Genomic DNA, 19,692 nt, shown 5'->3' with positions numbered 1-19,692 from the left:
CCCCCTGCTCCGGGAGGGATGATATGTTGGAACTGCTCGCCCCCGCCGGCTCCATGGAGGCCGTGGCGGCGGCTGTACAGAACGGCGCGGACGCCGTCTACTTGGGATACGGAGATTTTAATGCCCGCCGCAACGCGAAGAATTTCTCCCGGGAGGAATTTGCGGCGGCGGTTTCTTATTGCCATGTGCGGGGAACCAAGGTCTATCTGACCCTGAACACCCTGCTCACCGACCGGGAGCTGCCTCAGGCCGCCGATTTTGCCGTGGAGGCCAGCAGCCTGGGTGCCGACGCGGTGCTGGTGCAGGACATGGGCGTGCTTCGGATGGTGCGCCAGGTGGCCCCCGACCTGCCCATCCACGCCTCCACTCAGATGACCGTCCACAACCTGGACGGCGTCAAGATGGTGGCCGACCTGGGCATGACCCGGGCGGTGCTCTCCCGGGAGCTGTCCCGGGATCAGATCGAATACATCTGCCAGCACTCCCCCATTGAGATCGAGGTATTTGCCCACGGCGCGCTGTGTATGTGCTACTCGGGCCAGTGCTTCCTCTCCTCCGTCATCGGAGGCCGCTCCGGCAACCGGGGCCTGTGCGCCCAGCCCTGCCGGCTGAAGTACGGCTGGGAGGGTAAGGCGGACTCCTATCCCCTGTCCCTGAAGGACCTGTCTCTGGCGGGCTACCTGCGCCAGCTGCGAAAAATGGGGGTAACGTGCGTCAAGCTGGAGGGCCGGATGAAGCGGCCCGAATATGTGGCGGTGGTCACCGGCATCTTCTCCCGGGCCATCCACGAGGATCGGGAACCCACCCCCCAGGAGATGGAGCAGCTTCAGGCCGCTTTCTCCCGCCAGGGCTTTACTCAGGGCTACTATCTGGATCAGCAGGGGAGCCATATGTTCGGCGTGCGGGAGGAGACCCGCGAGCCCAAGGAACTCTTTGCCATGGCCCGCAACACCTACCAGAGCGGGGAGGCCCAGCGGGTGCCCGTCACCTTCTACGCCATGCTCCGCCCCGGCGAGCCCGCCCATGTGGGCGTGAAGGACCCCGAGGGCCGGGTATCCACGGTGGAAGGTCCGGTGCCCGAGGAGGCCCGCACCCGTCCCCTGACGGCCGACGCGGTGGAGAAGCAGCTTGCCCGCACCGGCGGCACTCCCTACCGGGCGGACCGGATGCGGGTGCTGGTGGAGGATGGCCTGTCCCTGCCCCTGTCCACCCTCAATTCCCTGCGGCGGGATGCTCTGGACGGCCTGACAAAGCAGCGGGAGCAGCTGCCTCAGCGCCGCACCGGCGAATACCATCCCGGCGCCTGGTATGAGAACCGGAAGGAGGCCCCCGCTCTCACCATCTCGGTGCGGACGGCGGAGCAAGTCACTCCGGAGCTGCTGGACCTGGGCCCCGCCATGGTCTACATCCCCCTTGATGAGCTGGCCGCCCATCCTGAGAAGGCCAACGCCCCGGCGGGCACCTCCATCGGGGTGATCCTGCCCCGTATCGCCTGGGACCAGGAGTTCCCCCAGATGGTGGAGAACCTGAAGAAGGTGAAGGACCTGGGGGTGACCGACGCCTTGGTGGGCAACCTGGGTATGATCCAGGCGGCCAAGGAACTGGACTTCACCCTGCGGGGAGATTTTGGCCTGGAGGTCTATAACGCCCAGGCTGTGAAAGAATATAAACGTCTGGGCTTCTCCTCCCTCACCCTGTCCTTTGAGCTGAAGTTCCCCCAGATCCGGGATATCTCCAAGAGCCTGGACACCGAGCTGATTACCTACGGCCGGCTGCCCCTGATGATCATGGAGAACTGCATCATTCAAAACCGCACCGACGGCTGTAAACAGGGCTGCCAGGGCACCAACATTCTGACCGACCGGAAGGGTGCCAGGTTCCCGGTGGTGAAGGCCCCCGGCTGCCGCAACGAGCTGCTCAACTCCCAGAAGCTCTTCCTGGCGGACAAGGCCGCCGACTACCGCCGCATCGGCCTATGGGCCCAGCGGCTGCTGTTCACCACCGAAACCCCTGACGAGTGCGTCCAGGTGACCCGGCGCTATCTGGAGCAGGGCAGCTGGAGCCCCAATGAGTATACCCGTGGTCTTTATTATCGAGATGTGGAGTAACCATAGATGAAGCTGAAAATCAAAGCGGTGTCCCCCAGGATCGGCCGGGACCTGCCCTGGCCCAGCCGGGCCACCGCCGGCTCCGCCGGCATGGATCTGTCCGCCTGCATCGAGGAGGATATGATCATCGCCCCCCGGCAGCTGGTGAAGATCCCCACCGGCATCGCCATCGCCCTGCCGGGGCCGGAGTATGTGGCCCTGGTGTACGCCCGCTCGGGGCTGGGCATACGCCACGGCATCTCCCTGTCCAACGGGGTTGGTGTCATTGACAGCGACTACCGGGGTGAGATCCAGGTGGGGCTGACCAACCTGTCCGACAAGCTCTATACCATCCACCCCGGCGACCGGATCGCCCAGCTGGTAGTGACCCCGGTGGTCCTGCCGGAGCTGGAGCGGGTGGGAGAGCTGGATGAGACCGACCGGGGGACCGGCGGCTTTGGGTCCACCGGGCAGTGAAAAAGCCTTCCCCCCACAGGGGGGAAGGTGGCCCGCAGGGCCGGATGAGGGGTCGCATATCAGAAGGTCCCCCTCATCCGTCTCGCCGGGCTCGACAGCTTCCCCCCAAAGGGGGGAAGCTCAAACGGAAAGGAACGAAAATCGCATGGATATCATTCTGGCCTCCAAAAGCCCCCGGCGACGGGCGCTGCTGGAGCAGATGGGGGTGCGGGATTTCCGCATCGTCACCCCCGACATTGACGAGCATATGGACCGGGACCTGCCTCCGGCGGAGCTGGTGCGGCAGATCTCCCTGGAAAAGGCGCAGGCAGTGGCCACCCAGGCCGACCCCAACACGGTGGTCATTGCCGCCGACACGGTAGTGGCTCTAGACGGGGTAGTGCTGGGCAAGCCCGCCGACAAAGAGGAGGCCTTCCGGATGCTCTCTCTGCTGTCGGGCAACCGGCACCAGGTGTACACCGGCCTCACTGTACTGCGGGGAGAGCAGGTGTTCAGCCAGTGGGAGGAGACTGCCGTCACCTTCCGCTCTCTGACCGCCGAAGAGATCGAGGCCTATATCGCCACAGGGGAGCCCATGGACAAAGCGGGCGCCTACGGCATCCAGGGCTATGGGGCTCTGTTTATCCAGGGCATCAGCGGCGATTATTATAATGTGATGGGTCTGCCGGTGTGCCGTCTGGGTCAGATCCTGGGACAGCTGGGCATGGACTGTATGGCCCTGGCCGCAGCACGGTAAGAAAGGCTGGATGCAGGCGTGAAGGACTTTTTCCGGCGCAACGGACTTTTGATATTGATCGCCGCCATCCTGCTGGCGCTGGTAACGACGGTGGTCTCCATGCTGCTGGGGGGCAAGGCCAACCCGGTGGCCAACTTTGTCAATTTTATCACCACCCCGGTCCGCAACGGCATCAGCGCCGTTACCAACTGGGCGGAGGAGCGCTATTCCGACGCCTTTGAGCTGGAGCAGATGAAAACCGAGCTGGCGGATCTGAAGAAGGAGAATGCGGAACTGGAAGCCAAGATCCGGGAGGCGGAGGCCGCCATCCAGGAAAACCAGCGGCTGTACAACCTGCTGGAGCTCACCCCCAAGGGCAAAGAGTTTACCAAGGAGGCCGCCATGGTCACCGCCCGCTCCACCTCCAACTGGGAATCCACCCTCACCCTCAGCAAAGGCTCCAACCAGGGCATTGCGGCGAACGACTGCGTGGTGGATGAATACTGGAACCTGGTGGGCATCGTGGCCGAGGTAGGCGAGAACTGGTGTACCGTCCGCATCCTGGTTGACGCCAATATCGAAATGGGCGGTCAGCTGGTACGCACCGGCGGCGCCGCCATTCTGGAGGGCGACCTCACTCTGATGGGCGAGGGCAAACTGAAGCTGACCTATCTGCCGGAGAACAGCCAGCTCATGTCCGGCGACCTGGTGACTACCTCGGGCCGGGGCGGCGTCTATCCCTCCGGGCTGGTGGCCGGCCATGTGGAGGAGGTACGCACCGACGCCTCCGGCATGACCGACTATGCCGTCATTGTCCCCGAGACCGACCTGGGCAACCTCCAGCAGGTCTTTGTCATCAAGGACTTTACCATTGTGGAGTAGACCCTGAAGGAGGAACGTACCCTGTGACCAGACAGGATTTTTTCATCAAGTGGGGTGTGTATGCCCTGGCCCTGCTGCCGGTGTGGTTTTGTGAGATCTATATTCTCAACCGCTTTCCCCTGTTTGGGGTGGCCCCCATGCTGCTCCCTCTGGCCGCCATCGCTGTGGCGGTGCTGGAGGGTACCGTGGCCGGGGCCGGGTTCGGCCTGGGCGTAGGCATCCTGTGCGACGCGGTCTATTTCAACCCCGACGGCGCCATGACTTTGGGCCTGTGCCTGCTGGGCTTCGGCGCGGGGGCGCTGGCCCAGTATGTGCTGCGGCAGAACCTGGTGGGCTGCCTGCTGTGCTCCTTGCTGGCCCTGGTGTGTATCGACACTGTGCGTATCCTCACCCTGCTGCTGGCCGGCACCGCCCCTCTGCCCGCCATGCTGTCCCTGGCCGGGCGGGAGATCGCCTGGTCCATGGTATTTGTATTTCCGGTATACGCCCTTTTCCTGTGGGTGTTTCACCGGGTCCCCAAGAAAACCGTTCTATAGGAAAAGAGAGAACAATGATGCAAGGTATCCATTCGGCCTGGAAAAAATACGGGCCCTGGCTGCTGCTGGCGCTGCTGGTGGTCAGCCTGATCCCCATTCTGCTGCTGGGCCGGTACGACTGGCCCTCCGCCGACGACTACAGCTACGCTCTGTTGTCTCATGAGTCTTTGCTCAAGGGAGAATTTCCCCTGGTGGGCAGCTGGAAGTATATATTAAACTGCTACAAGGGGTGGCAGGGCACCTTCTCCGCCATCGGCATGATGACCCTCACTCCTCTTACCTTCTCCCCCTTCCTCTACTGGCTCACCCCGGTGGTCATGCTGGCCTCCCTGTGCATCGGCACCTTTAAGCTGGCTCACACCCTGGTATGCCGGGCGCTGGGGGGCACTTGGCGGCAGGTCATTTTCCTGGCCGTTCCCATTCTGCTGCTGTCCATCCAGTTTGTGGACTCCCCCAAGGACACCTTCTACTGGTGGAACGGCGCGGTATACTACACCTTTACCTACGGCATCTTTTTGCTGCTGATCGAGCGGCTGGCGGCCATCAAGCTGGCTTCTACCCAACGGCAGACCCTGTGGGCGGTGATTCCCGGCGTGCTGGCCGCCCTGATGGTAGGCGGGAGCAACTATGTCTCCGCGCTGCTGGGCACCCTCATAGCCGGACTGTTCCTGCTGTGGTTTTTGTGGAAGGACCGAAAGAAATTCTTCCCCGCCCTGATCCCCACGGCGGTACTGGTGGTTGGTTTTCTCATCAGCGTAGCCGCCCCCGGCAACCAGGTACGGCAGGCCACTGTGGCGCCCCCCATCGGGGCGGTGGACGCGGTGTGCCGCTCCATTGAACAGGCATGGGCCGATGTGCTGGAGTGGTTCAGCTGGCCCATTCTGCTGGTGTTCCTGCTGATGATCCCCCTGCTGTGGGCCCTCACCGGCAAGGTAAAATTCACCTTCCCCCTGCCTGTAGTCTTTTCGGTCTTTACCTTTCTCCTGTTTGCCGCCCAGAACGCCCCCCACTTCTATGCCCTGGGGGAGGCCGGACCGGAGCGGCTGCGGAGCATCGTGTTTTATTCCTTCTTCTGGCTGGTGACCGCCAATCTGTGGTACTGGCTGGGCTGGGTCCGCCGGGCGGTCCTGCCCCGGCTGGCAGGCGGGGAGAAGCTGCTGCACCGGGCCTGGGCGGCTGTGCCGGTTCTGCTGGCCCTGCTGGCCTTCACCACTGTGTACTATCACTACTACGATATGAGCACCGCCGGCCGGACTGCCGCCGCTCTGGCCGACGGCTCGGCGGAATACTACTGGCAGCAGCAGGCGGACCGTCTGCCTCTGCTGGAGGACCCCACCGTCACCGATGTGGTACTGGAGCCTTTGGACGTGCCGGCCAACCTGGATGAGCTGCTCTTCAACGGCGATTTCAAGGAGGACCCCGCCATCTGGGTCAACCGGGCGGCAGCCAACTTCTACCACAAAACCACCGTTCGCACCAGTCCCTGAACCCGGAAGGAGATCTGAACTCGTGGAAGGCAAGCAATTTCACATCCGTACCCTCACGATCGCCATTGTGCTGGCACTACTGCTGGCTGGTTTTGCTATGACCCTTTACAATCTGCAAATCGTCAAGGGCGATGAATACCGGGCCGCTTCCACGGTGAAAATCGCCAACACGGTGACGGTGGAGGCCGCCCGAGGGGAGATCCTGGACCGATACGGTCGCTCTCTGGTAAGCAACCGTGCCACCTATGAGATTACCCTCAACTCCTCCCTCATGGGGGCGGAGGCGGAGCGCAACGCCAATTTGCTGGAGCTCATCACCGTCTGCCGGGAGAATGGTCTGGAGTGGACTGATACTCTGCCCATCTCCAAGGACGCCCCCTTTACCTACACCGACAAAAATGCCCTGGTGTATACCAACAGCGAGGGGAAGGTCAAATTCAGCTACCTGGGCGCCCTGCTGGACGCGCTGCCTTTGGGCAGCACCATCCTTCCCAACCGGTGGAGCAGCGAGGATCTGGCCGCCGCCGCCAGTGTGGCCGACCTGGGGCCGGGCCCCACGGCAGAGGAGGTCATCGCCGGTCTGCGGCAATACTTCCTCATTGATGACTCTCTCTCCGACGCTGACGCCCGGGCCCTCATCGGGGTGCTGTATGAGCTCAACCTCCGCAGACGGAACGTGAAGCAGACGGAGTATATCTTTGCCCAGGATGTGACCATTGATGTGATCTCCGCCGTGAAAGAGCGGGGCCTCACCGGGGTCAATATCTCCGCCACCACCGTCCGGCAGTACAATACTACCAGCGCCGCCCACCTGCTGGGCCGGGTGGGCCCCATCCAGACGGAAAACTGGGAAACTTACAAAGCCAAGGGCTACAATATGAACGACTCCGTGGGCATCGACGGCCTGGAATATACCTTTGAGGACTATCTGCGGGGCCGGTCGGGCACCCTGCTTCAGGAGATCTCCACCAGCGGCAAGGTGGTCAGTGAGAGCTGGATGGCGGACGGCGAAACCGGCCAGGCCATGGAACCGGAGCCTGGCAACCACGTGATGATCACCCTGGACCTGCGGCTCCAGGAGAAGGTGGAGGAGGTGCTGGCCAACACCATCGAGAGTCTGGCCGACACCAAGGAGAAGGGCGCCATCATCGTGCAGAGCGTCAACGACGGCGGCATCCTGGCCATGGCCTCCTATCCCACCTACGACCTGTCCACCGTATACAGCAGCAACGAGGCCTATCAGCAGGCCCTCAACGATCCCCGCAAGCCTTTTGTCAACCGGGCCACCAGCGAGATCTACTATCCCGGCTCCACCTTTAAGCCTCTGGTGGCCATCGCCGCCCTGGAGGAGGGGCTCACCACCCCCACCGAGAAGATCCAGGACACCGGCTCTCTCCAGCTGCCCGAGGAGGAACGCTATCCCTACGGCGACTACCATCCTCAGTGCTGGATCTACCGCCAGTACCGGGGCACTCACGGCTGGGAGAACATGGCCGACGCCCTGCGGGATTCCTGCAACATCTATTTTTATACCATGGGCCACCGGCTGGGCATTGAAAAGATCGACGAGTATGCCGCCATGTTTGGCCTGGGCCAGAAAACCGGCCTGGAGCTGGCCGAGGCGGAGGGCTATGTGGCCGGCCCGGCAACCAGCGCCATGCTGGGCCAGGAGTGGTATGGCGGCAACCTGCTGTCCGCCGCCATCGGTCAGGACAATACCAAGATCACCATGCTTCAGCTGTCCAACTACATTGCCACTCTGATCAACGGGGGCAACCGCTACCAAACTCACCTGCTCAAAACGGTGAAATCCAGCGACTTCTCCGAGACCGTGTATGAGCATGAGGCTCAGCCGGTGGAGCAGCTGGATCTCAACCCGGAATGGGTGGAGGCGGTAAAGAAGGGTATGTGGGAGGTGGCCAACGATGAGAAGAGCACCGTGGACCAGTACCTGAGCAATCTGGCGGTGGAAGTGGGCGCCAAGACCGGTTCCGCCCAGGTGTCCGCCGACCAAAACGCCAACGCCGTATTCGTCCTCTTCGCCCCCTATGACGATCCGGAGATCGTCATCTCCATGGTGGTGGAGGGAGGCGCCTCCGGCGGTAACCTGGCCAGCGCCGCCGGTGAGATCGTCAATTATTACTTCGGCAGCGAGCATACCATGGAATCCATCGGGACGGAAAATACCTTGATTCGCTGAAGGGAGTCTTTTCTTTGCTGGACGCAATGACCTTTGACAGCCGGGACAGCCGGTATAAACAGCCCTATGGCGCGGTGCCCGCGGGCACGCAGGTCTCCCTCACCCTCCGGCCCCTCCGGACGGAGGGCTTCTCCCAGGCGGTGCTTATCGCCTACTTTGAGTCCTCCCAGGAGCGGCGGCTGGAGCTGCCCATGGTCTGGGATGGTATTGACGGCGACCGGGACGTACTCAAGGTCACCCTGGACACCGGGGACCATGTGGGGCTGATCTGGTACTCCTTCCGTCTGGAGGGGCTGGATGGCCGCCAGGAGGAGCTGGGTCCCTATCAGCTGACGGTGTACGACGGCACCGACCAGGTTCCCGGCTGGTTTGGGGAGGGTGTCACCTACCAGATCTTCCCCGACCGCTTCCGCCGCACCCGGGTGCCCGACCCCACCGGGATGCCCGGGGGCCGCACCGTCCACACCAGCTGGCGGGAGGAGCCGGAGTACCGGCCCGACGCCAATGGTGAAGTCCGCAACCGGGACTTCTTCGGCGGCGATCTGAAGGGCGTTATGGAAAAGCTGCCCTACCTCCACGACCTGGGAGTGGAGACCATCTACTTCTGCCCCGTGTTTGAGGCGCCGGAGAACCACCGCTACGGCACCGGCGACTATGAGAAGATCGACCCCATGCTGGGAGATGAAGAGGATTTCCGTGCCCTGTGCGACGCCGCCCACAAGCTGGGCATACGCATCATGCTGGACGGTGTGTTCAACCACCAGGGCTATGTGAGCCGCTACTTCAACGGGGACGGCTCCTACCCGGAAAACGGGGCCTGCCAGTCCCAGGACAGTCCCTACTACAAGTGGTACAATTTCTCCCACTGGCCGGACCAATATGACTCCTGGTGGGGGATCTACTCCCTGCCCGCCGTCAACGAGGCCGAGCCCTCCTACCGGGACTATATCTTCGGGGATGAAAACAGCATCGTCCGCCGCTGGCTGCGGGCGGGGGCGGACGCATGGCGGCTGGACGTGGCCGACGAGCTGCCCGACGACTTTGTCCACGGCATCCACCAGGCCGCCCGGGAAACCAACCCTGAAGCGGTGGTCATCGGCGAGGTGTGGGAGGACGGCTCCACCAAGATCGCCTACGGCGTCCGCCGCAAGCACATCCTGGGGGGCCACTGCGACGGTCTGATGAACTACCCCTTCCGCAACAGTCTGCTGGGCTACCTGATGGGGGGCGACGCCGTCCACTTCAAGAACACCATGGAGGCCATCCGGGAGAATTATCCTCCCTCTGCCTTCCACTCCGCCATGAACTTCCTGGGCACCCACGACACCCCCCGCATCCTCACCCTGCTGGGCTATGGCGGGGACGGCCAGGACCACGACAAGGACTGGCGCTCCTCCTACTTCCTCACCCCGGAGCAGTACCTGCTGGGCCGGTCCAAGCTGATGCTGGGGGCCCTGGTGCTCTTTTCCTTCCCCGGCTCCCCCATGATCTACTACGGGGACGAGGCGGGCATCGAGGGCTTTGAGGACCCCTTTAACCGCCGGACCTACCGCTGGGAAATGGCCGACGACGTGCTCCGCCGCTGGTATGCCAGTTTGGGCAAGGCCCGGAGGGAGCTGCCTGCCCTGCGCCGGGGGAGCATCCGCTGGTGGAAGGCGGAAGGCAAGCTGCTCTCCTTCCTGCGGGAGGGGGAGGGCCAGCCGGTGCTCACCGCCGTCAACATCGGCAAAGCTCCCGAGCTCATCACTCTGCCCTGGGCTGCCAAAGACTGGATGACCGGCATGGAGCTGCCTGCCGGGCAGGTGGCGCTGCCTCCTATGACCGGCTGGCTGCTCACCCCCTACCGGCCGGGGACCCCATAAAATCTGAAACGGGCCTGCTGCAACCGCAGCAGGCCCGTTTGGTTTATGTTAGATCAATGACCCAGTTCAGGTCCCTGTATGTGCGGAAGTATTGCTGCTTCTCGCTGCTCATAGGCTGATCCGTTCGTATGATGTTATACTTTACCTGATCTACCTGGATCGCCACAATCTCTCCCTCCGGCTCTCCCACCAGCCGCACTTCTGGCAGATAGTCCTCGGCCAGAGCGTACCGGCGCATATAACCTTTGAGCCGGTTTCCGGCCTCATCAATAAACCACACCCGGTATACTACAAACTGGAACAGGGATTCACCTGCCTCCAGCTTCTTCGGAGCCAGCTGGGCATAGAAGGCTATGCTGCGCCCATCCGGTCTCACCAACGCGGTGACGGTACCCTCGCCGATCTCCCGGCTGACCTGGATTGTCTCCGTGGCCTGCGGCGTGTTCAATGTCAGAACCCCTTCCCACACGGTGTCCTCCCAGCCTCCGCCGACGGTGTAGGCGTCCAGGGCAAAGGAATAAGGGCCCTCCTCCCCCTGGGGCAACTTCATCAGGAAGCAGTTGCTTCCGGCACTGACAAAGCCTTGCGGCAGGTAGGTCTGGCTGAGCCAGCTGAGAGACTCCTCCAGCTTGCTGGGGGAAAAATAAGCCCCGCCGCTGATCTCCTGCACTTCTCCGCCCCCGGTGCGATACACACTGGGCAGCGTCTCCCCGTTCCCGTCATATACCGTCAGACGATAGCGGTACTCGTCGCTCTCAGGGGTGGCCGGCTCCGACCGGTACAGGACATCCACCGGTATCGTAAGCAGCCCGTCCCGCTGGTAGGCCCCTTCGATGAGAAAGAGCCGCTCCCCGTCATCCCGCTGAAGAGTCTCCCCCTGGATCAGCAAATCCGCCTGGGCCGGGGCCGCTCCAACTCCGGTAAAATAGCGCACCATCCGCTGGACCCCCGCCGCCAGGGCCTGGTAGTTGCCCACCCCCAGCACCAGGGCCAGACACACCAGGGCCGCCGCCAGCCGCTTGGCGGGGATGCCCTTCCGCCGGGGCCGTTCCGCCGCCGCCAGGGTATCCTCCACCAGATCCCGGCTGGGGGACGCCCGGTCAAACAGCGCCCGATAGTTCTCTTCCGTCATAGCTCTTCCGCTCCTTTCCATGCGTCGTGCAGCAGGGCCCTGCCTCGGGCCAGCTGACTGCGGACGGTGTTGGGACTGCGGCCCAGGATGGCCGCGATCTCCCCTGTGGCGTAGCCCTCGTAGTAGTAGAGGTGGAGCACCGCCCGGTACTTCTCCGGCAGGCCCTCCATTATCTGGAGCAGCTCCCCCTCCTCCTCCGTCCGGGCGGGGATGGTCTCGGACAGGGCTGTGGTATGCCGCCTCCAGAAGGAGGTGTGGAATTTCTTACAGCAGTTCACTGTCACCCGCAGCAGCCAGGCCTTCCGGTGCTCCTCCTCCCGAAAGTCCGGCGCGGAACGGAGATAGCGGAGAAAGACCTCCTGAAAGACGTCGTCGGCGTCATGGCCGCTGTGGGTCTGGGCCAGCGCCAGGCGATACACCATGTTCCCATAGGTCTCCACCACCTGCCGCAGGCCACCTTCCTCTGCCATTGCCCTCCCCCCTTTCGCCCCTAACATCCCTGAGGGGTCACTTTTGTTGCATCCGCTCCAAAAAATAATGCTTGCACCCAAAGGCGGACTGTGCTATTATCACAGTATCTTAATCATACCAAGCAGTTTAAAAAGGAGAATTATTATTATGAAAGAATTGGAACAAAAGGTCGCACTGGTCTCCTCCTCCACCCGCGGCATTGGCCTGGCCTGCGCCAAGGCTCTGGCCGCCCAGGGCGCCACTGTTTATCTGGGCGTGCGCCGTATGGACGCCGGACAGCAGATCGCTGACGAGATCATCGCCGCCGGCGGACGGGCCGGGGTGGTCTACTTTGACGCCGCCAACGAGGAGAGTTACTCCGGCATGGTGGAAGAGGTGGCCAGGAAGGAGGGCCGGCTGGACATTCTGGTGAACAACTTCGGCGCCACCGATGTCAAGACCGACCTGGACGTGGTAACCGGCGACACCGACGACTTTTTCCACATCGTCAATACCAACCTGAAGAGCGTGTACCTGCCCAGCAAGGCGGCGGTGCCCGTCATGGCCAAGAGCGGCGGCGGCTCCATCATCAACATCGGCTCGGTGGGCGGCATCTATCCCGACCTGAGCCGTACCGCCTACGGCGTCAGCAAGGCCGCCATCCACTTTCTCACCAAGGACATCGCCGTGCAGTACGCCCGGCAGGGGGTGCGGTGCAACGCGGTGCTTCCCGGCTTCACTGCCACTGACGCCGCCCTGAACAATATGTCCCAGGCCTTCCTGGACCTGTTCCTGAAAAACGTCCCCCTGAACCGTCCCGGCCGTCCCGAGGACATTGCCGACGCCGTGGCCTTCCTGGCCAGCGATCGGGCCGCTTTCATCACCGGCGAGATCCTGCCTGTGGCCGGCGGCTTCGGCCTGCCCACTCCTCTGTACAGCTCCTATATGGGCGACGGCGCCAAAGGTTGATTCCAACTTCCCAAAAGGGCCCTTCGGGGCCCTTTTTATTTGCCCCGTTCCCCCGGACATGATATACTATCCTATCATACCGCAAAGGACGGCAGCTATGGAAAAATTGGTCGTGGGCATTCTGGCCCATGTGGATGCAGGCAAGACCACCCTCAGCGAGGGACTGCTCTACGCCTGCGGAAAATTGAAGAAGCTGGGCCGGGTGGACCACGGGGACGCCTTTCTGGACACCGACCCCATGGAGAAGGAGCGGGGCATCACCATCTTCTCCAAGCAGGCGTTGCTCCCTCTGGAACAGCTGGAGATCACCCTGCTGGACACTCCAGGCCACGTGGACTTCTCCGCCGAGATGGAGCGCACCCTGTCGGTGCTGGACTGCGCCATCCTGGTGGTCAGCGGAGCCGACGGGGTCCAGGGCCACACCCATACCCTGTGGAAGCTGCTGGAGCGCTATCATGTGCCCACCTTCCTCTTTGTGAACAAGATGGACCTGGCGGGGGCAGACAAGGCCGCTCTGCTGGGGGAGCTGAAAAGCAAGCTGGACGAGGGCTGCGTGGACATGGGGGATCAGGAGGCCCTCTGCGAGCAGGCCGCCCTGTGTGACGAGTCCCTGCTGGAGGACTACCTGGAGACGGGGACCATTGCCGACGCTGCCCTCACCGCCCTCATCGCCCAACGGAAGCTGTTTCCCTGCTGGTTCGGCTCTGCCCTAAAGCTGGAGGGGGTAGAGGACTTCCTCCGGGGCCTGGAGCAATACGCCTCCCGGCCGGTGTACGGCGATCAATTCGGCGCCCGCATCTTCAAGATCTCCCGGGACAATCAGAACAACCGGCTGGCCTGGATGAAGATCACCGGCGGCAGTTTAAAGGCAAAAACGGTGCTGGACGGCCCCGGCTGGAGCGACAAGGCCGACCAGCTGCGGGTATACTCCGGCGTGAAATTCCAGCCGGTGGACGCGGCTCCGGCGGGGTCCGTGGTGGCAGTCACCGGTCTGGGCTCCGCCGCCGCCGGGCAGGGCCTGGGCTTTGAGGCGGAGGGTACGCCTCCTGCCCTGGAGCCGGTACTCAACTATCAGGTGATTTTGCCTGACGGCCAGGACCCGGTCACCGCCATGCAGAAGCTGCGCCAGCTGGAGGAGGAGGATCCCCAGCTCCATCTGGTGTGGAGTGAGCGGCTAAAAGAGATCCACATCCAGCTCATGGGCCAGGTCCAGCTGGAGATCTTGCAGCGGCTCATTGCCGAGCGATTCAATATGGAGGTCAGCTTCGGCCAGGGAGGCATCGTGTACCGGGAGACCATCGCCGCCCCCGTCATCGGCGTGGGCCACTACGAGCCGCTCCGCCACTACGCCGAAGTCCATCTGTTGATAGAGCCGGGGGAGCGGGGGAGCGGCGTGACCCTGGCCACCGCCTGTCCGGAGGATGTGTTGGACGGCAACTGGCAGCGGCTGATCCTCACCCATGTGGCTGAACGGGCCCACCCCGGCGTGCTTACCGGCTCTCCCCTCACCGACGTGAAAATTACCCTGCTGGCAGGCCGGGCCCATTTGAAACACACCGAGGGAGGCGACTTCCGGCAGGCCACCTACCGGGCGGTGCGTCAGGGCCTGATGGAGGCGGAGAGCGTCCTGCTGGAGCCCTGGTACTCCTTCCGGCTGGAGGTGCCCGCCGCCCAGGTGGGGCGGGCCATGAGCGACCTCCAGCGGATGGGGGGCGACTGTAATCCCCCGGAGACGGCGGGAGAACTGACCGTCCTCACCGGCTCCGCCCCGGTGGCGGGCCTGCGGGACTACGGCAGCGAGGTGGCCGCCTACACCAGAGGTATGGGGCGGCTGAGCTGCACCTTGAAGGGCTACTATCCCTGCCACGACCAGCAAAATGTGGTGGAGGCTTTGGGCTACGATCCGGAGCGGGACGTGGACAACCCCACCGGCTCGGTGTTCTGCGCCCACGGGGCGGGGTACAACGTGAAGTGGGACCAGGTGAAGGAGATGGCCCATGTGGACAGCGGCCTGTCTCTGGACAAGCCCCCGGAGCCGGAGACCCCCGCTGCCCCCGTCCGGCGGAGCAGCAATTCCGGCCTGTCCCTGGAGCAGGACAAGGAATTGCTGGCCATCTACGAGCGCACCTACGGCAAGGTGGAGCGCAGCTCCTTCCGGCCCCAGCCCAAGCCTGCCCGCACCAGCCTGGACGAGGGGAAGTACAACGTCCAGACCCAGAACCGGGGACCGGAGTACCTGCTGGTGGACGGCTATAACATCATCTTCGCCTGTGAGGAACTGAAGGCGGTGGCCCAGACCAATCTGGACGCCGCCCGGCAGCTGCTGATGGACCTGCTGAGCAACTATCAGGGCTTTAAAAAGAACGTGGTCATCCTGGTCTTTGACGCCTACAAGGTGCCCCGTAATGTACAGGATGTATTCAAATACCACAATATTTACGTTGTGTATACCAAAGAGGCGGAAACGGCGGACACTTATATCGAGCGGGCCACCTACGAGATCAGCAGGCACCACCGGGTGCGGGTGGCCACCTCCGACGGAGCGGAACAGCTCATCATTCTGGGCCACGGCGCCCTGCGGCTGTCCGCCACCACCTTTAAAGCGGAAGTGGAGCAGGCTTCCGGTCAGATCGCCGCCATTCTGGCGAAAAATAACCGGTCCACCCCGTCCCGGCCGGTGGCCGCCGCCCTGAAAAAGGCACAGGAGGGAAGCAAATGATCCCCATGCACATCATCGCCCGTATCCGCAGCGACTTCCCCACCAAGTTCGGCATCCCCCGGCAGAGCGGGCTGGTGGAGGAGCTGAAAGCCACCATCGTCTTTGAGCCCGAGTACCGCAATCCGGACGCCCTGCGGGGGCTGGAGGAGTTCTCCCACATCTGGCTCATCTGGCAGTTTTCTGAGGCAGTGCGGGACAAGTGGTCCCCCACGGTGCGGCCCCCCCGCCTGGGGGGCAACACCCGCATGGGGGTATTCGCCACCCGCTCTCCCTTCCGGCCCAACGCCATCGGTCTGTCCTGCGTGAAACTGGAGTCCATTGAGAAGGACCCCAGGCTGGGTACCGTGCTGGTGGTGTCGGGAGCCGATCTGATGGACGGCACCCCCATCCTGGACATCAAGCCCTATCTTCCCTATGCCGATGCCCACCCGGAGGCATTGGGGGGCTTTACCGGCAACGTGGGAGGCAAGGTACTGGAGGTATCCTTCCCGACGGAACTATTGGAGCAGGTACCGGAGGGCAAGCGGGAGGCCCTGATGGGGGTGCTGTCCCGGGACCCCCGGCCCTCCTACCAGCACGACCCCCACCGGGTGTACGGCATGGCGTTTGCCGGGCTGGAGGTAGGGTTTACCGTGGACGGAGAGGTCCTTACCGTCCGCTCGATCAAACCGGAAAAAACGCCTGCCGGGTGAGGCAGGAGGCAATGGGAGGATGAGGCCCTATGACGGAACGAGAAATCAAAACCATTCGGCGGTACTACACCAGACCGGTGACCGCGCTGGCCTGGTTTGGCTCCGGTCTGCTGGCTATGGTGTTTGGGATTCTGCTGGAAATGATCGGGAGCGTTGCCTTCGATCTGAAAGGCTCCACAGGTCCGGCACTTTACGGATCGCTTGTACTCCTGCTGCTCTGTATGGCTCTGTTTCTGATCCAGGCCATCAGCGTCATGTGGGGCGTCAGGAGGAAAAAGTGGGCCGCCATTGCGGAGAAGGCCAGGACCAGCGTCTCCTACACCGACCGCACCACCCAGCTGCTGGCGGCCAACACTGCGGTGGCGGCGGGGCGGCTGATGTCCCGGTCGGACAACGATACGATTAAAACCGCCGGGGACATCAGCACCGCTGTGGGCGGCGTGGTGGGGATGCACGCCATTGTGGGGATACTGTTTGAAGTTCGGAAAAGCGCTAAGCACATAGCAGAGCTGCTGGGGATCAAGCTCCCCGCCGCCAAGACTCGGGTACTGGCCATTCTTCTGGTCCCTGCCGCGCTGCTGGTGGCTATAACGATCCCCTCCTATTTGGATGGCATCCAGCAGCATCATGAATCCGCCGCTCAGGCGGCGGCGGTGGTGGAGAAGCTGGAGCAGGTTTTCGAGGACTCCTGTGACAGCGTATCTGCCGACGACCCCACGGAGCGTTACAAGGACTACGGCTATGGGGTAACAGGCCGTCTGAAAGATGAGAATAACGACACCCGGTCCTATCTGGCCGTGACGGTCAACAACAACGGCGTGGTGGAAGCGGTGACCTACTCCCTGGGGATCGACGTCAATTCCTCCAAGGAGGACAACATTGCCCATGCAAAGGCAGATCTGGCCCGTCTGAACCAGGCCCTTCGTTCCGCGGATGTTCCCTTCCTGTCTCCCAACCTGGGGGAGGAGCACACCCTCAAAGAGGACTTTATCGCCCTCTTCCAGGAGAATTCCTACTATGAGAACTGCCGGTCCTACTATGAAGAAGAGGGCCTGTCCATCGGGTATTATACGGAAAGCCAGGAGGAGTACACCGACTACAGCAGTTCCTATTTCTACATCACTGTGAAGCCGCCGGAGGAAGAGAGCTGACCGTCTGCTTCATCGAAAAAGGGCCTGCTGCAGCATTGCAGCAGGCCCTTTGCCTGTCTGTATAATCTTCCGGTTCAGGTCTGGGGCAGGGAGTCGTCCTCCCGGACCCAGTCCTCCACATGGACCACCGAATAGTCGGTCTTGGTATTGCGGATGACCACCCGCTGGATGCCGGCGTTGATGATGAGCCGCCTGCACATGGAACAGGAGGTGGAGTTGGGGATCAGATCCCCGGTGGCAGGGTCCACACAGACCATGTACAGGGTGGCGCCGATGGTCTCGCTGCGGGCGGCAGAGATGATGGCGTTGGCCTCGGCATGGACCGAGCGGCACAGCTCATACCGCTCCCCGGAGGGGATATTCAGGGCCTCCCGGGTGCAGTAGTTCAGATCCACGCAGTTTTTCCGGCCCCGGGGAGCCCCGTTGTAGCCGGTGGCGATGATCTCGTCGCTTTTCACCAGAATCGCGCCGTAGCAGCGGCGCAGACAGGTGGCCCGCTCGGCCACGGTCTGGGCAATATCCAGATAGTAATTTTCCTTGTCAATGCGGCCCATGGGGACCCTCCTTTGTGTCACTTCTAAATTGATACCGTCAGTATATCGTTTTTTTCTCCAAACCGCAAGTGCCGCCTTCTCTGCCGGTCCATCGTTCATGAAATGTTTACGGTTGTATCCTTGACGAAAAAAGCCGCAGGCGCTATCATATAGACATCAAAAGTGCATCCAATTCTTACGTCAAAGGAGACGACCGTATTTCATGCTCATGAATTTTTTCCGAAAATTGATGTACGGACGGTATGGCAGCGATCACCTCTCCTTTTTCCTGCTTTTCCTGTATGTGGTGCTGATTTTCATATCGGCGCTGCCCCATATGGCATGGATCTCCTGGCTGGCACTGGCTGTGCTGTTTTGGGACCTGTTTCGGATGTTTTCCCGCCGCATGGACCGCCGCCGGGCGGAAAACGCCCGGTTTCTGACCCTGTTCGGGCCGTTCATCCGCTGGTTCAAAATGCGGCGCACCATCCGCCGGGACAAAGACCACCGCTACTTTAAATGCCCCAACTGCGGGCAATATCTGCGGGTGCCCCGGGGCAAAGGAAAAATCACCGTCAACTGCCGCAACTGCGGCGCCAGCTTTGAGGAACGTAGTTGAATCCAGTCAAGGGCTGCTGCCGGACGCAGCAGCCCTTTTCATCACAGAAAGGGGGAGCGCCCATGAGACAGTGTATGGACGCCGACAATCTGCACCGCCGCTTGAAGAAGATCATCGGCCAGCTCAACGCCATTGACCGGATGGTGGATGAGGACGTACCCTGTGAGGAGATGCTCATGCAGATCAACGCCGCCAAAAGCGCCCTGCACAAGGTGGGTCAGGTGGTGCTGGAGGGTCATCTCAACCACTGTGTCCGGGACGGCATCGAGCACGGCGACGCCGACCGCACCATCTCGGAATTCGCCAAAGCCATCGAGCATTTTTCCCGTATGAGTTGAAAAGAGGTGTGCCCCACAGACATGGGGCACGCCTCTTTTTTATTTGCTCAGGGCACTCACTGCCAACCGGACGGCGGCAGCGTCGGTGACCGGCACCTGTTCCTCCGGGGGACACACTCCGCCGGAAAAGGACACCGCCGGGTTGTGGGTGGCAGAGACGTCGGTCCGGCTGGTCTTGAAGGAGCCGTGAAGCTGGTCGCAGCCGGTGGCCGCCAGCAGGGCGGCGGCGTTGTCCGGTTTCACTCCGCAGCCAGGCAGGATCTGAATGCGTCCGGCGGCGTACGCCTCCATGGCCCGGATGGTGTCCGCCCCCGCCGGGGCAGAACTGGCCTGCCCGCTGGTGAGGACTCGTGTCACGCCCAGCTCCATCAGCACGTCCAGGGCCTCCCGCCAGTCGGGCACCACGTCAATGGCCCGGCTGAACACACTCTCCTTCTCCCCGATGACCTCCAGCATGGCGGCGCACCGGGCCCTGTCCACCCTGCCGTCGGGGTGGAGGCAGCCAAACACGATGCCGTCCGCCCCTGCCGCCAGCAGGGCGCGGGCGTCGGCCAGCATGGCGGCAAACTCCGTCTCACTGTAGCAGAAGCCCCCCTCCCGGGGCCGCACCATGGCCATAATGGGGATGGACACCTGCCGGGCCACCTCCATGGCCCCGATGGAGGGGGTCAGCCCCCCCAGAAAGAGGGCGGAATTCAGCTCCACCCGGTTGGCACCGGCCTGTGCGGCAATGAGCACATCCTCCGCCGAGCCGCAGCACACTTCCAGAATCATGGCAACACCTTCTTTTCTCATCTGGGGCTATGATACCACAAAGAAATGTGATATCATAGCCCCATTCCA

The 19,692-nt window shown here is 62.6% G+C and carries 18 protein-coding genes; 14 read left to right on the top strand and 4 right to left on the bottom strand.

The window, feature by feature from the left end; genetic code table 11:
* Positions 1–23: 23 nt before the first annotated feature.
* From WHJ28_RS02470 to WHJ28_RS02435, 8 genes are all read left to right on the top strand, one after another.
* A complete protein-coding gene (locus WHJ28_RS02470; protein ID WP_340039536.1) occupies positions 24–2,108 on the top strand; it encodes a U32 family peptidase in 2,085 nt (694 codons plus the stop codon).
* A gap of 6 nt (positions 2,109–2,114) precedes the next feature.
* Complete coding sequence (dut, locus tag WHJ28_RS02465) at positions 2,115–2,564, top strand: dUTP diphosphatase (RefSeq protein WP_340039535.1); 450 nt, start codon at positions 2,115–2,117, stop codon at positions 2,562–2,564.
* A 145-nt stretch (positions 2,565–2,709) separates the two neighbouring features.
* The gene (locus WHJ28_RS02460; RefSeq protein WP_340039534.1) at positions 2,710–3,300 is read left to right on the top strand and encodes a Maf family protein; all 591 of its coding nucleotides are present in this window, start codon (positions 2,710–2,712) and stop codon (positions 3,298–3,300) included.
* Positions 3,301–3,318: 18 nt separating this feature from the next.
* Positions 3,319–4,161 (top strand): rod shape-determining protein MreC, encoded by an 843-nt coding sequence (mreC, locus tag WHJ28_RS02455; protein WP_340039533.1) that lies wholly within the window; start codon positions 3,319–3,321, stop codon positions 4,159–4,161.
* Between the two features lie 23 nt (positions 4,162–4,184).
* Positions 4,185–4,697: a rod shape-determining protein MreD gene (gene mreD, locus WHJ28_RS02450; RefSeq protein ID WP_340039531.1), complete on the top strand. Its 513-nt coding sequence runs from the start codon at positions 4,185–4,187 to the stop codon at positions 4,695–4,697.
* A 14-nt stretch (positions 4,698–4,711) separates the two neighbouring features.
* Positions 4,712–6,184 (top strand): DUF6056 family protein, encoded by a 1,473-nt coding sequence (locus WHJ28_RS02445; RefSeq protein WP_340039530.1) that lies wholly within the window; start codon positions 4,712–4,714, stop codon positions 6,182–6,184.
* 22 nt (positions 6,185–6,206) lie between these two features.
* Positions 6,207–8,384, top strand: a complete 2,178-nt coding sequence (locus tag WHJ28_RS02440; RefSeq protein ID WP_340039528.1) for a penicillin-binding transpeptidase domain-containing protein — start codon at positions 6,207–6,209, stop codon at positions 8,382–8,384.
* A 14-nt stretch (positions 8,385–8,398) separates the two neighbouring features.
* Positions 8,399–10,246, top strand: a complete 1,848-nt coding sequence (locus WHJ28_RS02435; protein WP_340039527.1) for a glycoside hydrolase family 13 protein — start codon at positions 8,399–8,401, stop codon at positions 10,244–10,246.
* Positions 10,247–10,289: 43 nt separating this feature from the next.
* On the opposite strand, the gene WHJ28_RS02430 is transcribed toward WHJ28_RS02435, so the two are convergent.
* Together WHJ28_RS02430 and WHJ28_RS02425 are read right to left on the bottom strand one after the other, a co-directional pair.
* The gene (locus WHJ28_RS02430; RefSeq protein WP_340039525.1) at positions 10,290–11,378 is read right to left on the bottom strand and encodes an RNA polymerase subunit sigma-70; all 1,089 of its coding nucleotides are present in this window, start codon (positions 11,376–11,378) and stop codon (positions 10,290–10,292) included.
* Positions 11,375–11,848 carry an RNA polymerase sigma factor gene (locus WHJ28_RS02425; protein WP_340039524.1) on the bottom strand — a complete coding sequence of 158 codons (474 nt, stop codon included), beginning with the start codon at positions 11,846–11,848 and terminating at the stop codon, positions 11,375–11,377. Before WHJ28_RS02425 ends, WHJ28_RS02430 begins: the two co-directional genes overlap by 4 nt.
* 148 nt (positions 11,849–11,996) lie before the next feature.
* Between WHJ28_RS02425 and hdhA the strand changes: the two genes are divergently transcribed.
* From hdhA to WHJ28_RS02405, 4 genes are all read left to right on the top strand, one after another.
* Positions 11,997–12,797, top strand: a complete 801-nt coding sequence (gene hdhA / locus WHJ28_RS02420) for a 7alpha-hydroxysteroid dehydrogenase (protein WP_340039523.1) — start codon at positions 11,997–11,999, stop codon at positions 12,795–12,797.
* A 97-nt stretch (positions 12,798–12,894) separates the two neighbouring features.
* The gene (locus tag WHJ28_RS02415) at positions 12,895–15,516 is read left to right on the top strand and encodes an NYN domain-containing protein (RefSeq protein ID WP_340039521.1); all 2,622 of its coding nucleotides are present in this window, start codon (positions 12,895–12,897) and stop codon (positions 15,514–15,516) included.
* Positions 15,513–16,208 carry a tRNA (N6-threonylcarbamoyladenosine(37)-N6)-methyltransferase TrmO gene (gene tsaA, locus WHJ28_RS02410; RefSeq protein WP_340039519.1) on the top strand — a complete coding sequence of 232 codons (696 nt, stop codon included), beginning with the start codon at positions 15,513–15,515 and terminating at the stop codon, positions 16,206–16,208. Before WHJ28_RS02415 ends, tsaA begins: the two co-directional genes overlap by 4 nt.
* Positions 16,209–16,237: 29 nt before the next feature.
* Positions 16,238–17,359, top strand: a complete 1,122-nt coding sequence (locus WHJ28_RS02405; protein ID WP_340039516.1) for a hypothetical protein — start codon at positions 16,238–16,240, stop codon at positions 17,357–17,359.
* Between the two features lie 74 nt (positions 17,360–17,433).
* Here the strand turns inward: WHJ28_RS02405 and WHJ28_RS02400 are convergent, their stop codons facing one another.
* The gene (locus WHJ28_RS02400; protein ID WP_340039515.1) at positions 17,434–17,913 is read right to left on the bottom strand and encodes a deoxycytidylate deaminase; all 480 of its coding nucleotides are present in this window, start codon (positions 17,911–17,913) and stop codon (positions 17,434–17,436) included.
* Between the two features lie 202 nt (positions 17,914–18,115).
* On the opposite strand from WHJ28_RS02400, the gene WHJ28_RS02395 reads away from it, so the two are divergent.
* Both WHJ28_RS02395 and WHJ28_RS02390 read left to right on the top strand, forming a co-directional pair.
* Positions 18,116–18,511: a hypothetical protein gene (locus WHJ28_RS02395; protein WP_340039513.1), complete on the top strand. Its 396-nt coding sequence runs from the start codon at positions 18,116–18,118 to the stop codon at positions 18,509–18,511.
* Between the two features lie 62 nt (positions 18,512–18,573).
* Entirely contained in the window at positions 18,574–18,849 is a 276-nt protein-coding gene (locus tag WHJ28_RS02390) for a metal-sensing transcriptional repressor (RefSeq protein ID WP_087188414.1), read from the top strand.
* Between the two features lie 39 nt (positions 18,850–18,888).
* Here the strand turns inward: WHJ28_RS02390 and WHJ28_RS02385 are convergent, their stop codons facing one another.
* On the bottom strand, positions 18,889–19,623 hold the full coding sequence (locus tag WHJ28_RS02385) for a copper homeostasis protein CutC (protein ID WP_340039512.1): 735 nt from the start codon (positions 19,621–19,623) through the stop codon (positions 18,889–18,891).
* Between the last annotated feature and the right edge of the window lie 69 nt (positions 19,624–19,692).

Origin of the sequence: Flavonifractor porci (genome assembly GCF_037572415.1) — a bacterium.
Lineage (GTDB): Bacteria > Bacillota > Clostridia > Oscillospirales > Oscillospiraceae > Flavonifractor > Flavonifractor porci.
The sequence above is the reverse complement of the archived record's forward strand: the minus strand, read 5'-3'. Positions and strand labels throughout refer to the sequence as shown.